We start from the raw sequence: 12,856 nt of genomic DNA, 5'->3' as shown, positions 1-12,856 counted from the left end.
TTATGAAGCATCACATTTTAAGATATATCGTTGCTAGTTTTTTATTTACCGCATGTACGGATGTGATTGATGTGGATGTGCCCGAAGCACCGCCAAGATTGGTGGTGGAAGCTTCTATAGATTGGGAGAAAAGTACCTCAGGTGCCCTTCAGACTGTAAAACTAAGTATGTCTACTCCTTTTTTCGAGAATTTGACTGATACAGCCGTCACCGACGCTAGTGTCAAGATTACCAATGATACTTCCAATCAGGAATTTATTTTATCCCATCAAGGTGATGGAATCTATAGCACTTTTGAATTTGTACCACAATTGAATCAGTCCTACACGCTTGAGATTATTCATAATGGCGAAACCTATACGGCACAGGAAACCATGACACCAGTGGTAGATATTGATGAAATAAGCCAAGCGAGGGAAGGCGGATTTGATGGCGACGCATTGGAAGTAGATATCTATTTTAATGACCCGCCAAATGAAGAAAATTTCTATTTGTTTCGATTTGAGGAGCAAGGAGATTTGCTCCCCGAATTATTAGCGATTCCTGATGAATTTACCGATGGTAATAGAATGAAGGTGTTTTTTGAAAAAGAGGACGATGAGGACTCGGGAGAAGAAGAATTTGAACCCGGGGATACCGCGTTCATTAGTTTTTATGGAGTATCTAAACAATATTTCAACTACATTGATTTGCTGATTGACCAGTATGAAAATGCCGAAAACCCCTTTGGTACCGTTCCTGCCCGTTTAAAAGGGAATGTGATTAATGCCACAAACCCCGATAATTATGCTTTTGGGTATTTCAGATTGGTACAAGTGGTGTATGCCAGCTATACGTTTCAATAAATAAGTTAGAGCTTAAAATCAGCATGTTGCCAGCTTTCATCAAATAGTTTTTGATATTTAGCAGTGTTGGTTTCATCCTTCAGGTTTTCATACGCCATTTTAATACCGTGGTATGCCCAACCGTTTTTCGGTAACCGCTTCAAATCCTCAAGATAGGTTTCAATAGCCAATCGGTGTTGCCCATTCAGCATTAAAACTTTTCCTAGGTGATGTCGGATGGAGAAAAACCAATCTGGTGGTTCGTTGTAATTTAAGGCATCCTCCATTGCAACTGCCTCTTTTAATAAAACAATGCTGGCATCATAATCTTTTTCGTGTGCAAGAATTTCAGCCGTTAAAACCTTTTCGGCTATTTGCACTAACTCATATACAGAATTAATGTCCCAAACCGTTATTTCACTGATGGATTCATCTTTGGCCAAAGTTTCCAAAGCCGAAAGCTCTAATTTTGCCTTTTCAATTTCACCCTTCCCTAAATAGGCCATGCCTTCCGCATAATGTCGAATAGCCTTGGGGTATTTAAGGTTGTATGTTTCCAACTTCATATTTAGAATATCATCCCATTTTTCGAATTTCACGGCTACGTAATACGGAATGGTATAGTAGTGTTGCAAGGTGCCCCAACCAGGTGCTGCCATAATTTCAGGGTGCACATGTTCTGATACTTTATTGGCTCCAATCATGGCCCAATGGCTATTGCCCTCCAATGTTGCCGTGGCAGCCATAAAATGATAATTATGGGGGGTAATAAGCTAAAGGGTAGGCGCCTTGAGCGTGACAGGTAGTAACATAAGCACTATCTGCTTTTACGGCCGCAATATTGGATAGCGTACCTTTGTGGTAGTCCCCAGTTCGAATATAGGTATGGGAGGGCATGTGCAATAAATGCCCAGATCCGGATACCAAACCATCATCAAAAGCCTTTGCCGATGGGTAGGAGCGCTCAGGCGTGTTTGACGCTTCAACGGCATGAATATAAAAATGGTGAGCCCCTGGATGCCCCGGATTTTGTGCTATCAGTTTTTCCAAAAGGGTTACGATTTCTGGAGTCCAAGGTTTTGGTTTGCCTATTTCATTATACAAATCCCATGGGTGCAAGTTCATAATGGATTCGGCATATAATGAACTGATTTCGGTATCATTGGGATATTTTTCGAATAGTTTTTTCATGGCCTTGGAATAATCAATATCCAATTGGCTTCTGTCCTCAGGAGCTTCGGGGGCATAGCGCAACGCCATGGCTTCAATAAATGCCTTTTCTTTTTCCGTTGCATTGGATGAAAGGGCTTTTGCTTTTTGAATCGCCTCATAAGCGCGTTCATAATTATCGGGTTCCATGCCAGCGTTGTAATTTGGTCCCAAAACATATGCAAAACCCCAATGTGTCATGGCACACTCTGGATCCAATTTGGAGGCATAATAAAATGACCGTGCCGCCTCGGCATGATTAAACGCATAAGCCAAAGCCATACCTTGATTAAAATATTGCTGTGCCAAATTGTTTTTTGTACTAATAGGGTAGTCAATCACATCATACCCGTCTAATAAAGGAGCAACATTGTTCCCCTTATACCACTCAGCATCCGTAACTTGAGGTACGCATGCGTATCTGGAATTGATGGTTGTTTTCGGTTCAGTAACTTCTTGTGTTTCTTTGTTTTTTTTACATGAACAGAGCAGAATTAGTGTGGCTAAAATTAGGGTTAGATGTTTCACTTGTGTAAGTATTTGATTGTTAATCTTTTAATAATTTGTAATTTACTAAAATTTTAGTATTCTGCACAAATGAGAAAAATTTAAAGCTGAAGCGTGAGTATGGAATGCGTATCTTATTAGCAGTTTTTTAGTACATAATCATATAAATTTTACTTTTTTTGCAGTTTGGAAGTGACTTTTTCAAAACCACTGTGTCTTAAAACTAATCAACTAGCGAAACGCTATAATTGGAAACCCTAAACGACATTAATAAACAATCGGACGAGGATCTGGTAAAGGCAATTGTTAAAACCAACGACACATTGCTTTTCGAGGTGTTGTATGATAGATATGCCTCGTTGGTTTATAACAAATGTTACGGTTTTGCAAAGGATGCGGATGAGGCCAAGGATTTGACCCAAGACGTATTTTTGAAGCTCTTTGTCAAGCTGGCCAGTTTTAAAGGGAAATCTAAATTTTCAACATGGTTATATGCGTTTACGTATAATCATTGTGTAAATTACGTTACCCGAAATACAGCTAAAAAGTTTGAAAAGCAGTCGGTGGACTACAAGGACATCGAAAACCTTTCAGAAGAGGAAGATGACAATAGTTTTGTGGATATGAGGGTGGATCAATTGAAAGTCGCTTTGGAACTGATTTCTCCAGAAGAGAAAATGATTTTGTTGTTGAAATACCAGGATTTCCTAACAATAAAGGAAATTGAAAGTGTTTTAGGTATTGGAGAAAGTGCGGTTAAAATGAGAATTAAACGCGCAAAGGATAAGCTAGTAACAGTATATAACGAGAACTTTAATTAATGGAGAATCCATTTAAACATATAAACCAACCTATCAAGGAAGTTCCGCCAGAACTGAAGTCTAAGGTAATGAGCGATATTGCCATGGCTAAGTTGATCATGGAGCTTGCCGCATTGTTCTCATATAATATCGGTGATATTATTGAAACTGTTGTAAAAAACAGGAATAAAGAAAATAACCAAAACCTAACTTAATTTTTTTAAATCATGGATAAAATTACATCATGGAAAGATAAAGCCCTAGAATCATTGACCACCTTGTGGCCCGATGTGGCTCAGGTATTGCTAAATCTTTTGGCAGTCTTTGTATTGCTATTTGTGGGTTGGCTTTTAACAAAGTTTATCGTTCGCATTGTTAAAAAGGCGCTAAAACTGGCTAAAGCCGATAAATTGGACGACAAGATAAACGAAATAGAAATTGTTGAAGGCAAAAAATTGCAGTTTGATACGGTAAAAATCGTTTCAAAATTTGTGAAATGGGTCATGTATATCATGTTGCTGATTATGGCCTTGGATGTCATGGATTTGACCATGATTTCTGAAAGAATTAGTGAACTCCTTGGGTACTTGCCCCAGTTGTTTACCGCATTGGTAATTTTTACGGTAGGATTGATATTAGCAAATTTGATAAAAAAAGGCATCCGTTCCTTTTTTGAATCCATGGACTTGTCCGGGGCAAAAATCATCAGCCAAGTGGTGTTCTTTATCATTTTGACCTTTGTTTCCATTACTGCGCTTAACCAAGCGGGTGTGGATACTGAAATTATCACGAGTAACATCACTATGATCTTGGCGGCCTTTTTGCTGGCCTTTTCATTGGCCTTCGGATTCGGTGCTCAAAAAGTGGTAGGCGAATTATTAAAAACGTTTTATGCCAGAAAAACATACGAAATTGGTCAAAAAATAGAGTTTAACGATATTAAGGGTGAGGTGGAATCCATCGATGGTATTTCGGTTACCTTAAAAACAAGACAGGGCAAACTGGTAGTGCCTATCAAAGACATTGTAGAGAGTCAAGTAAGCATTCAGGATTAACTTTAAGTTAGGGTTAAAATTTGGTTGGTTACTTTTCTGGATGCCGAAACGGCTCTCTACATCTTATCATCCCTTTTCAATTATTTGGAAAGGGATTTTTGTTTTTGAAACTATCTAGAATAAATTTGGGAATTATTAAACGCAAAAAGCTATTCTAGTTTGAAGGCCAAAATTGGTTTCCTAAACCTATCCGAGCTGGAATGACTATTTTTAAAACTTTTCCAGGACTTCCAGAACATGTTTTTTGTAGCTTCGGCTAATAGTTAATGCCGTTTTGTGTATCGTGATTTCTTCGTTGGTAAATGACGAAATATGTTTCAGCGCAATGATATAAGAACGGTGGATTCTCAAAAAAGCCTTATTTGGTAATTTGGCTTCCATAGTGCTTATGGTTTCTCGTGTCACTATGGTTTCATTGGCCAAATGAATCTTGATATAATCACTGTAACTTTCAACATAAACGATGTCTTCAAAATCTACTTTTATCATACGTCTGTCCGCCCTTACAAACATAAAATCATTCATATTTGATTCCTGATATGCATCAGAATTGGAGTCCCCATAAATGTCAAAATAATTGTTCACCGCTTTTAATAACCTTTCAAAGGATATGGGCTTTAAAAGATAATCAACCGCCTGAAGTTCAAAACCCTCTACAGCAAAGTCTCGATAAGCCGTGGTAAAAATTATTTTGATGTCTTTGCCAATGGATTTGGCAAAAGAAATCCCGGATATTTCGGGCATATTAATATCCAAGAAAACCAAATCAACATGGTTGTCCCTTAAGTAACTAAAACCTTCAATGGCATTGTTGCAACTTTCAACGGTTTTAATATTGGGAATTTTAGAAAGGTGAGAAGCAATGATTTCTTGTGCAATGGCTTCGTCATCAATAATTAAACACGATATGTTTTTATTTTGGCCCAAATATTAAATGTTTTGAAGTATGAGATTCGCCTTAAAAATACCATTTTTGCGAACAATTTTTAGGTCGTAATTATCTTTATATAGCAAGTCCAATCGTTTTTTAATGTTGGTCAATCCAATACCTTTTTTTAATGTTTCCTCTTCCGAAGTTGTGTTTTCGATGTAAAAATGAATAGCTCCATTTTTGCAATTAATGTTAGAAGTGATATCAAGGCTTCCGTTCTTAATGGCACCGTGCTTAAAACTATTTTCAATAAAAGGGAGGAGTAGCATAGGCGCTATTTTGATGTCTTCAGAAATATTGTTCGTTGTAAAATCAATATTCAAGGTTTTATTGAACCGCATTTTTTCCAACTCGATATAATCCTTAATGTGCTCAATATCTTCAGTTAATAAAACAAAAGGTTTATCTACTTTATACAATAAATAGTCCAGCAAATTAGAAAGTTTCAAAATCATTTCTGGGGTTTCGTTAGCCTTTTTTAATGCGAAACCGTACATGGTATTCAACGTATTGAACAGGAAATGGGGATGAATCTGCATCTTTAAATAATTCAATTCTTGCTCTTTCAGTTTTAACTGCGCTTCCAAAATCTTCTTTTCCAGTTTACTGGTTTGTTGCGAGTGCTTTATGTTCAGTTTTAGAAGTTTATAACCGCTGGCAATGATGACGACCATATAAACTGCTATGGCCACAAAAAGCAGACTACGGCTAATAGGCGCCATGTTGGTGTATTGAAAATTTGATAGGTACACTAGCCCATAAATCACCGAAATAACAATAAGATACGTTGAGATAATAAACGTACTTAAACTGTAAAATGCAAAGCGAACGTATTGCTTCGTAAAAAGATAATCGGGAATTAATTTGTAAATCGACACGTAGGTAGTAGCAATAGTAATGGGCATTAAAAAAAGCGAAAAGGAGAGGATATAGCTGAAGTCTTCACTATCAAACCCAAAAAAATAAGTATAGAACAGGAGCACACCAGACCAAAAGAGTATGTGCAAAACAATCTGAGCTATTTTTTTTAAAGCGAGTTTAACGGGTTTCATGACTTATATTAAGCTACAATAATACCATATTTTGTTAAGCCACTATCATTTTTGTAGACGAGTAACGGGTTTAGGACGGGTTTCTGCATTAGGCTATTTAGTGCCTTAAATCTGTAATCTATCGCATTTCTATTCTTAGAGTTAGCATGTGTGCTAAGTTTGTTTTATATCTCACATAAAATATAAACAAATGAAAAAACTCTTAATCCTCTTGCTTGTTTTGAGTACGACATGCTTTTCTCAACAAGAAAAGTATAAACAGTTAGATTCTCTTTTTAGCCTATTAGAATCTAAAAATAAGACTATGGGAAGTATTGCAGTAATGAAAAATGGAAAAATGGAGTATACTAATGCTATAGGTTTTCAGTATAAAACTGAAAATGGGCAAAAAGAAGCTACCGAAAAATCAAAGTATAGAATAGGGTCTGTTACAAAAATTTTTACGGCAACCATGATTTTTCAATTGATTGATGAAAATAAACTATTTTTAAATGATAAGTTGTCTAAATTTTATCCTGAAATTCCAAATGCTTCTAAAATATCAATAGCGAATCTTCTAAATCATAGCAGTGGGTTGTTTAATGTAACAGAAGAGCCTGATTTTCATGAATGGATGGTTAGGCCATCATCACAAGAAAAAATGTTAGATAGAATAAAAAGTCACAAAGTGAATTTTGAATCAGGTGAAAAAAATGCTTATAGCAATACTAATTATATACTTCTGGGATTTATTCTTGAAAGCATTGAAGGTAAATTATATGGAGATATTCTAAAAGATAAAATAACGGATAAGTTAAATTTAGAAAACACGTATTATGGAGGCTTGATAGATATTGAAAATGGAGAATGTCAGTCTTATTATATTAAAAAGGGAAAACTAAAACAGGCAAGGGAAACACATATAAGTAATCCGGCAGGAGCAGGAGCCATTGTTTCCAATACAACCGATATGGTAATTTTTATAAATGCACTTTTTAATAATGAATTAATAAGCCCAAATAGTTTTGAGGCTATGACAGGATTGTCTAAGGATCCTTATTGTAGTGGTATAATGTTCATGAAAAAAGGAGAACGGACCATTTATGGACATGGAGGAGCTATTGATGGTTTTCAGGCCTTCTTACTTTATGCTCCTGAAACAAAAACTGCGGTAGCAGTCACCTCGAATGCCACTAAATATGCTACTCAAGCTATGGTTTTTCATGCTTTAGATGCTTCCGAAGGTAAGACTTTTCAAATGCCCAATTTTAATAGAATTGAATTGTCAGAAGAAGAGGTAAAACGCTACGAAGGTATTTATGAAAATAGTGAATTTCCTTTCGATTTATTTTTTGTGGCTAAAGGAAAAACTTTACGAGCAGGGCCGAATGCTGAACAGTTAAATAACTTGGTTGCAACAAAGAAGGATGAATTTTCATTTGAATCAATGGGAGTGACTTTAAAGTTTGATCTAGAAAATAATACGGTGCTCTTCAATGATCAAACTTCGGCCCCCAAGCTTTTCACAAAAAAACAATAAATTTATAAGTATGATTAATACTATTTCACCATTTGTTCAAAGTTTGTCCTCAGAGTTGTCAAAACGATTCCAAGAAGGTGGTCCCTTCTTTATGTTTCTGATTTTAATTAGCTTGTTACTGGCACTGTTTTTTTTGACTATGGGATTCCTAAACTTAAAAAAGAACATTAATAGGTCTAAAAAAATGACACTTTTAGCTTCAGATGCTAGCTTACTAGGCTTAGTATTGGGATTTATGGGATCCATAATTGGCATGATTGAAGCTTTTGATGCTATAGAGGCTTTGGGCAATATAAGTCAACAAATGATGGCAGGTGGACTTAAGGTGGCATTTTTAACATCCCTCTTTGGTTGCATTACCTTTGTTCTTCCAAGAATTGGTATTATCATTTTAAGGGGTTTGCAAAAGGGGTGATGCTTTAATTTGTTAGGGCAAGGACGGATAACAGCGAATTTCGATTGAAATCAAAAAATATAAAAGGGCTTCAATTTGAAGCTCTTTTTCATTCGGAATTTAGCAAAGGTTACTTCCTTTTCCGTTTCCGATTCGCATTTTTATCTCCACGACTTTTAGGCTTTTTGTATTTTTTGGCCATTTCCCGGCGATAGGAACCTCCCAGATTTACCTTTTTGTTTTTGTCCTTTTTTTCATGGAAGGCTGGCCCCGGAGTATCTTCGTCCGGGCGTTTGGTTGGGTTGTTCCGTTCTTTGAGTTGTGGACGTTCTTCATCTATTAATTCGGTGGAGATTTCAACGGTTTCAGGTAACTCTAAAACTGGGATTTCCATTTGCATCAATGCCTCAATCTTTTCAATCGCTTCCTGTTCTTTTTCAGTAGAAAATACCAATGCTTCACCTTTACGCTCCGCACGACCAGTTCTTCCGATACGGTGCATATAATTTTCGGGATATTCTGGCGTGTCAAAATTAATCACATGCGAAATATTGTGGATATCCAATCCACGCGCCATCACATCCGTAGCAATTAAAATACGATGCTCACCTGAACCAAAAGCTTCAATGCTTCGCAAGCGGTAATTTTGTGTTTTATTGGAATGAATCACGCAGATATCGTTGTTAAAATGTGCCTCCAGTTTTTCAAATAGGCGATCCGCCATCCGTTTATAAGCTACAAAAATCAACACTTTGTTGAATTCATCTACAGCATTTAATAAATGTATCAACAAATTCAGTTTCGTATAAAAGTTAGGCACTTTGTAGCGGTTTTGGGAAATATTTTCCAAAGGTGTTCCAGAAACTGCAATGGAAATGCGAATAGGGCTTCTAAAAAAATCAGAAATCAACTCATCAACGTCTTGGGTCATTGTAGCCGAAAACATGATGTTTTGTCTGCGTTCGGGAAGGATATCAAAAATATTCACCAGTTGGTGGCTAAAGCCTAAATCTAGCATCACATCTACCTCATCAATTACCAATTTTTGAATGGACTTAAGTTGTAAAACTCGACTTACGGCCAAATCGTATAAACGCCCTGGGGTGGCCACGATAATATCCAAACCTTGTGCAACAGCCTGTTTTTGCGTATTGATATTGGTGCCTCCGTAAACCCCCAAAACACGGTTGTTAATGTATTTGGACAGCTTTTCAATTTCCTCAACAACTTGCACCACCAATTCCCTAGTTGGCACTAAAACCAGCACCCGCGGATTATCCTGCTTAGAAAATTTTAAATTGCGGAGAATAGGCAACATGTAGGCAAAAGTTTTGCCCGTACCCGTTTGGGCAATACCCACAACATCCCTTCCGGATGCAACCACGTTAAAAGCCTCTGCTTGAATTGGAGTGGGGGTGGAAAATCCCAAATCATCCAGGGCATTATAAAGAGGTGTGTTTAGATTGAGGTCTTGAAAGTTCAAATCAAACTGTTTAGCCAACAAAGTTAAGGGTAATAAACGGGTTAGACCAAAAGGGCTTCATTAATTTCGATATGGTACGTAGCCCTAAAAGTATCATTCGCATTCAATTGAAGGATGCCTTCCTTGGTGGTAAAGTTTTGATCGGTGTTTTCTGAATCGGCAATGCCAAGCCAAGGTTCTATACACACATAATCGCCATTGGGTTTTGCCCATATCCCCAAATAGTCAAAATCGTGATAGCTAACCGATAATATTTCACCTTGATTTTGGCTCTTTAAAGCTACTTTTTTAGATTTCAAATCCTTAAAAATCAGGGCATCGTCATTAAACAAGTTGTGGGATAAAGGTATTTTCTTGGTGTTTTCTAGCATCGGTCTGGTTTCCGATGAAAACAGTCCGGCACTGTTCAAAAGATGTATTTTTGAGGTTTCGGAATGTTCAAACTCTAAATAATAATCCTCATAATCTTCATTTTGAAACACGGGACATTTAAAGGCGGGATGCCCTCCCATGGAAAAGTATAGGGGTTGGTCATCTAAATTTTTGATGATATGTAACAACTTTACAGTGTTATCCTTCAATGTGAATGTAATCTGAAATTCAAACTTAAACGGATAAACTTTTAGGGTATCTTCGTTATAGGTCAATCCAAAGGTTAAACTATTTTCAGTTTCTCCCAAAAGTTTAATCGCTTCGCTATGCCTAAAAAAACCATGTCGTGGCAGTTGATACGTTTTGCCTTCAAATTGATAGGTATTGTCCTTTAGTCCACCAACAATAGGGAACAGATTGGGCGCATAGCTTCCCCAAACATTGGGATTGGCGTCCCACATAAAATCGGTTTTACGTTTTATCGAACGTATGCCACAAAGTTCCGCACCGGTTGGTTTTACGGCTATTTTCAGTTTGTCATTCTCTAAATGATGCATGGACTTTCATTTTTGAGTAAGATACAAAAAACACGAATTTTTAAGTATTTAAAGTACCTTTGCTTTTTGAATTTTTAAAATTGAGAACAACCCGCAACCGTAGCATAGCAGATGTTGAAACGTTTAAGCACCAATTATTGCATTGGGCACAACAATTTGATGATGTGGTTTGGTTGGATTCTAATCCCGACGGAAATGGGAACCAAAAATATTCGAGCTATGATGCGATTTTAGCGGTGGATGCCTTTACGAGTATCCAAACTGATTTTTCAGATGGTTTTGAGAAACTGAAGGAGTACCAAAGCACCACAAATGAATGGGTTTTTGGCTTTCTGACATACGATTTAAAAAATGATGTTGAGGATTTAGTTTCGACGAACGATGATGACTTGGACTTCCCTGATTTGTATTTTTTTCAACCTAAAAAATTGTTTTTTTTGAAACGCAATCAGCTTGAAATTAAGTATTTAAATTCAGTTGATGATGAGCTTGAAGAAGATTTTGATTGTATATTGAACGGTGATTTTCACACTGAGCGCAGTCGAAGTGCATGCGATAATGTAAAAATCAAACTAAAAATTCACAAGGACGAGTATTTTAATAAAGTTAATAGAATACTTGAGCATATCCATCGAGGTGATATTTACGAAGTGAATTTCTGCCAGGAATTTTATGCGGAAAACACCTGCATCCATCCTTTGGAAACCTATCAAAACTTGAATGCTATTTCTAATCCGCCCTTTGCTTCCTTCGTTAAACTTTATGATAGATATGCGTTGTGTGCTTCGCCTGAACGTTATATTAAAAGAAAAAATGAAACCATCATTTCTCAACCGATAAAAGGTACAGCAAAACGTTCAAAAAATCCAGAGGAAGATTTGCAATTAAAGACCGCTTTGCAAAACGATGAAAAAGAGCAAAGCGAGAACATTATGATTACCGATTTGGTGCGCAACGACCTTTCAAAAACAGCATTAAAGGGAACGGTAAAGGTTGAAGAATTATGCAAGGTTTACACTTTTGATCAGGTGCACCAGATGATATCTACGGTAACCTCAAAAGTGGACAGCAAAACACATCCGGTTGATATTATCAAAAGTACTTTCCCTATGGGTAGTATGACTGGAGCTCCAAAGATTTCGGCCATGAAAATCATCGAAGCCCTAGAGGAGACCAAGCGTGGCTTGTATTCAGGTGCTATTGGTTATTTTGATCCTGAAGGCAATTTTGATTTTAATGTGGTAATTCGCAGCATTCTTTATAATGAATCAAAAGAATACATTTCCTATTCCGTTGGGGGAGCCATTACCGCGAAAAGTGATCCATTGAAAGAATACGAAGAATGTCTAATTAAAGCTAAAGCGATGCGTGAGGTTTTGGAAAACTAATTTAGGTGCTCCTTAAAGTCTTCTATCACCAGTTCTAAAATACGTTCTACCCGCTTTACCTCTATATTTTTGATTTTAGAGATATCCTCAAAACTCAATTTTCCGAATACAAATAAATCTACGATATCCGACACCCTCAATGGAAGCCAAGTATAGAATTTTCCCAAAAGATGTTTGGTGCGCCTAGTGGAAATATCAGAGATATCGAACGCATTTTGAATCTGTACATTATTATCATCATAAACAAAAACATGTTTATCCCTGTCGTTCTGATGATAGGAAATATCACTAAGTTCTTCGTGCATCACGAAATCAAAATCCTCATCAACAGTAAATTGCTCATCCAAACCGTCCAACTCGTCTTCCAAAATACCAGTAGTGCTCATCGTATTTTGGTGAAAAGCTTCCTTCTGAAAAAGTTCATCCAAATCGGCATCTACAATTTTAAAAAGTTCAATTTTTATTTCAGGTGTTTCTGCATCAATATTATAGCCTTTTTCATAAAACTTTGCAATGCCTTCATCTATGATATCGTTGGATCTGTACATGTTCCTAGGAACAATTTTGGTCGATTCAGCAACATACAACCGGTGTTTTACGTAAGCCTGTAAATGTTGGGTAACCGAAACCACTTTTTTGTCGAATTCAATTTTAGTGGATCTATCGTTTAATTGGTCTATTGTGCACATGATTTCAATGTTTTTAATTGCCTGTTTAAAGGTACGAAAGCACCAAAACGAGCGCATGATTTTTGTCATATGAAAA

At 36.8% G+C, this 12,856-nt stretch carries 14 protein-coding genes; 7 read left to right on the top strand and 7 right to left on the bottom strand.

Features of this window, described 5'->3' with window-relative positions; all coding sequences use genetic code 11:
• Positions 1-2 precede the first annotated feature (2 nt).
• Positions 3-845 (top strand): DUF4249 domain-containing protein, encoded by an 843-nt coding sequence (locus H7U19_RS16210; RefSeq protein ID WP_186563931.1) that lies wholly within the window; start codon positions 3-5, stop codon positions 843-845.
• A 5-nt stretch (positions 846-850) separates the two neighbouring features.
• On the opposite strand, the gene H7U19_RS16820 is transcribed toward H7U19_RS16210, so the two are convergent.
• Complete coding sequence (locus H7U19_RS16820) at positions 851-1,570, bottom strand: tetratricopeptide repeat protein (RefSeq protein WP_222597460.1); 720 nt, start codon at positions 1,568-1,570, stop codon at positions 851-853.
• 10 nt (positions 1,571-1,580) lie between these two features.
• Positions 1,581-2,561 (bottom strand): tetratricopeptide repeat protein, encoded by a 981-nt coding sequence (locus tag H7U19_RS16815; protein ID WP_222597459.1) that lies wholly within the window; start codon positions 2,559-2,561, stop codon positions 1,581-1,583.
• Positions 2,562-2,788: 227 nt separating this feature from the next.
• On the opposite strand from H7U19_RS16815, the gene H7U19_RS16200 reads away from it, so the two are divergent.
• The 3 genes from H7U19_RS16200 to H7U19_RS16190 are packed head-to-tail and all read left to right on the top strand — an operon-like array spanning position 2,789 to position 4,395.
• Entirely contained in the window at positions 2,789-3,361 is a 573-nt protein-coding gene (locus H7U19_RS16200; protein WP_186563930.1) for an RNA polymerase sigma factor, read from the top strand.
• Entirely contained in the window at positions 3,361-3,555 is a 195-nt protein-coding gene (locus H7U19_RS16195) for a hypothetical protein (RefSeq protein ID WP_186563929.1), read from the top strand. The genes H7U19_RS16200 and H7U19_RS16195 overlap by 1 nt, the downstream gene beginning before the upstream one ends.
• Before the next feature lie 12 nt (positions 3,556-3,567).
• A complete protein-coding gene (locus tag H7U19_RS16190) occupies positions 3,568-4,395 on the top strand; it encodes a mechanosensitive ion channel family protein (RefSeq protein ID WP_186563928.1) in 828 nt (275 codons plus the stop codon).
• 210 nt (positions 4,396-4,605) lie between these two features.
• Here the strand turns inward: H7U19_RS16190 and H7U19_RS16185 are convergent, their stop codons facing one another.
• Positions 4,606-5,322 carry a LytR/AlgR family response regulator transcription factor gene (locus H7U19_RS16185; protein ID WP_186563927.1) on the bottom strand — a complete coding sequence of 239 codons (717 nt, stop codon included), beginning with the start codon at positions 5,320-5,322 and terminating at the stop codon, positions 4,606-4,608.
• 3 nt (positions 5,323-5,325) lie between these two features.
• Complete coding sequence (locus H7U19_RS16180; protein WP_186563926.1) at positions 5,326-6,378, bottom strand: sensor histidine kinase; 1,053 nt, start codon at positions 6,376-6,378, stop codon at positions 5,326-5,328.
• A gap of 190 nt (positions 6,379-6,568) precedes the next feature.
• Here H7U19_RS16180 and H7U19_RS16175 point away from each other — a divergent pair, with 190 nt between their 5' ends.
• Together H7U19_RS16175 and H7U19_RS16170 are read left to right on the top strand one after the other, a co-directional pair.
• A complete protein-coding gene (locus H7U19_RS16175; protein WP_186563925.1) occupies positions 6,569-7,897 on the top strand; it encodes a serine hydrolase domain-containing protein in 1,329 nt (442 codons plus the stop codon).
• A gap of 10 nt (positions 7,898-7,907) precedes the next feature.
• The gene (locus H7U19_RS16170; RefSeq protein WP_186563924.1) at positions 7,908-8,312 is read left to right on the top strand and encodes a MotA/TolQ/ExbB proton channel family protein; all 405 of its coding nucleotides are present in this window, start codon (positions 7,908-7,910) and stop codon (positions 8,310-8,312) included.
• Between the two features lie 109 nt (positions 8,313-8,421).
• Here the strand turns inward: H7U19_RS16170 and H7U19_RS16165 are convergent, their stop codons facing one another.
• Together H7U19_RS16165 and H7U19_RS16160 are read right to left on the bottom strand one after the other, a co-directional pair.
• Positions 8,422-9,774 carry a DEAD/DEAH box helicase gene (locus tag H7U19_RS16165; protein ID WP_186563923.1) on the bottom strand — a complete coding sequence of 451 codons (1,353 nt, stop codon included), beginning with the start codon at positions 9,772-9,774 and terminating at the stop codon, positions 8,422-8,424.
• 41 nt (positions 9,775-9,815) lie between these two features.
• Positions 9,816-10,703 carry an aldose 1-epimerase family protein gene (locus H7U19_RS16160; RefSeq protein WP_186563922.1) on the bottom strand — a complete coding sequence of 296 codons (888 nt, stop codon included), beginning with the start codon at positions 10,701-10,703 and terminating at the stop codon, positions 9,816-9,818.
• Positions 10,704-10,783: 80 nt separating this feature from the next.
• Between H7U19_RS16160 and H7U19_RS16155 the strand changes: the two genes are divergently transcribed.
• Entirely contained in the window at positions 10,784-12,091 is a 1,308-nt protein-coding gene (locus H7U19_RS16155) for an anthranilate synthase component I family protein (protein ID WP_186563921.1), read from the top strand.
• On the opposite strand, the gene H7U19_RS16150 is transcribed toward H7U19_RS16155, so the two are convergent.
• The gene (locus H7U19_RS16150) at positions 12,088-12,780 is read right to left on the bottom strand and encodes a hypothetical protein (protein WP_186563920.1); all 693 of its coding nucleotides are present in this window, start codon (positions 12,778-12,780) and stop codon (positions 12,088-12,090) included. The two genes, H7U19_RS16155 and H7U19_RS16150, sit on opposite strands and share 4 nt — an antisense overlap.
• Positions 12,781-12,856: the final 76 nt, after the last annotated feature.

Origin of the sequence: Hyunsoonleella aquatilis (assembly GCF_014270105.1) — a bacterium.
GTDB classification, from domain to species: domain Bacteria; phylum Bacteroidota; class Bacteroidia; order Flavobacteriales; family Flavobacteriaceae; genus Jejuia; species Jejuia aquatilis.
Note: the sequence above shows the minus strand (reverse complement) of the source record. Positions and strands in the feature narration are given on the sequence as shown.

Coding starts and splice junctions, on each gene's coding strand:
- H7U19_RS16210 (WP_186563931.1), top strand. CDS start 3: ATGAAGCATCACATTTTAAGATATATCGTTGCTAGTTTTTTATTTACC.
- H7U19_RS16820 (WP_222597460.1), bottom strand. CDS start 1,570: ATGGCTGCCACGGCAACATTGGAGGGCAATAGCCATTGGGCCATGATT.
- H7U19_RS16195 (WP_186563929.1), top strand. CDS start 3,361: ATGGAGAATCCATTTAAACATATAAACCAACCTATCAAGGAAGTTCCG.
- H7U19_RS16190 (WP_186563928.1), top strand. CDS start 3,568: ATGGATAAAATTACATCATGGAAAGATAAAGCCCTAGAATCATTGACC.
- H7U19_RS16180 (WP_186563926.1), bottom strand. CDS start 6,378: ATGAAACCCGTTAAACTCGCTTTAAAAAAAATAGCTCAGATTGTTTTG.
- H7U19_RS16175 (WP_186563925.1), top strand. CDS start 6,569: ATGAAAAAACTCTTAATCCTCTTGCTTGTTTTGAGTACGACATGCTTT.
- H7U19_RS16170 (WP_186563924.1), top strand. CDS start 7,908: ATGATTAATACTATTTCACCATTTGTTCAAAGTTTGTCCTCAGAGTTG.
- H7U19_RS16160 (WP_186563922.1), bottom strand. CDS start 10,703: ATGCATCATTTAGAGAATGACAAACTGAAAATAGCCGTAAAACCAACC.
- H7U19_RS16150 (WP_186563920.1), bottom strand. CDS start 12,780: ATGTGCACAATAGACCAATTAAACGATAGATCCACTAAAATTGAATTC.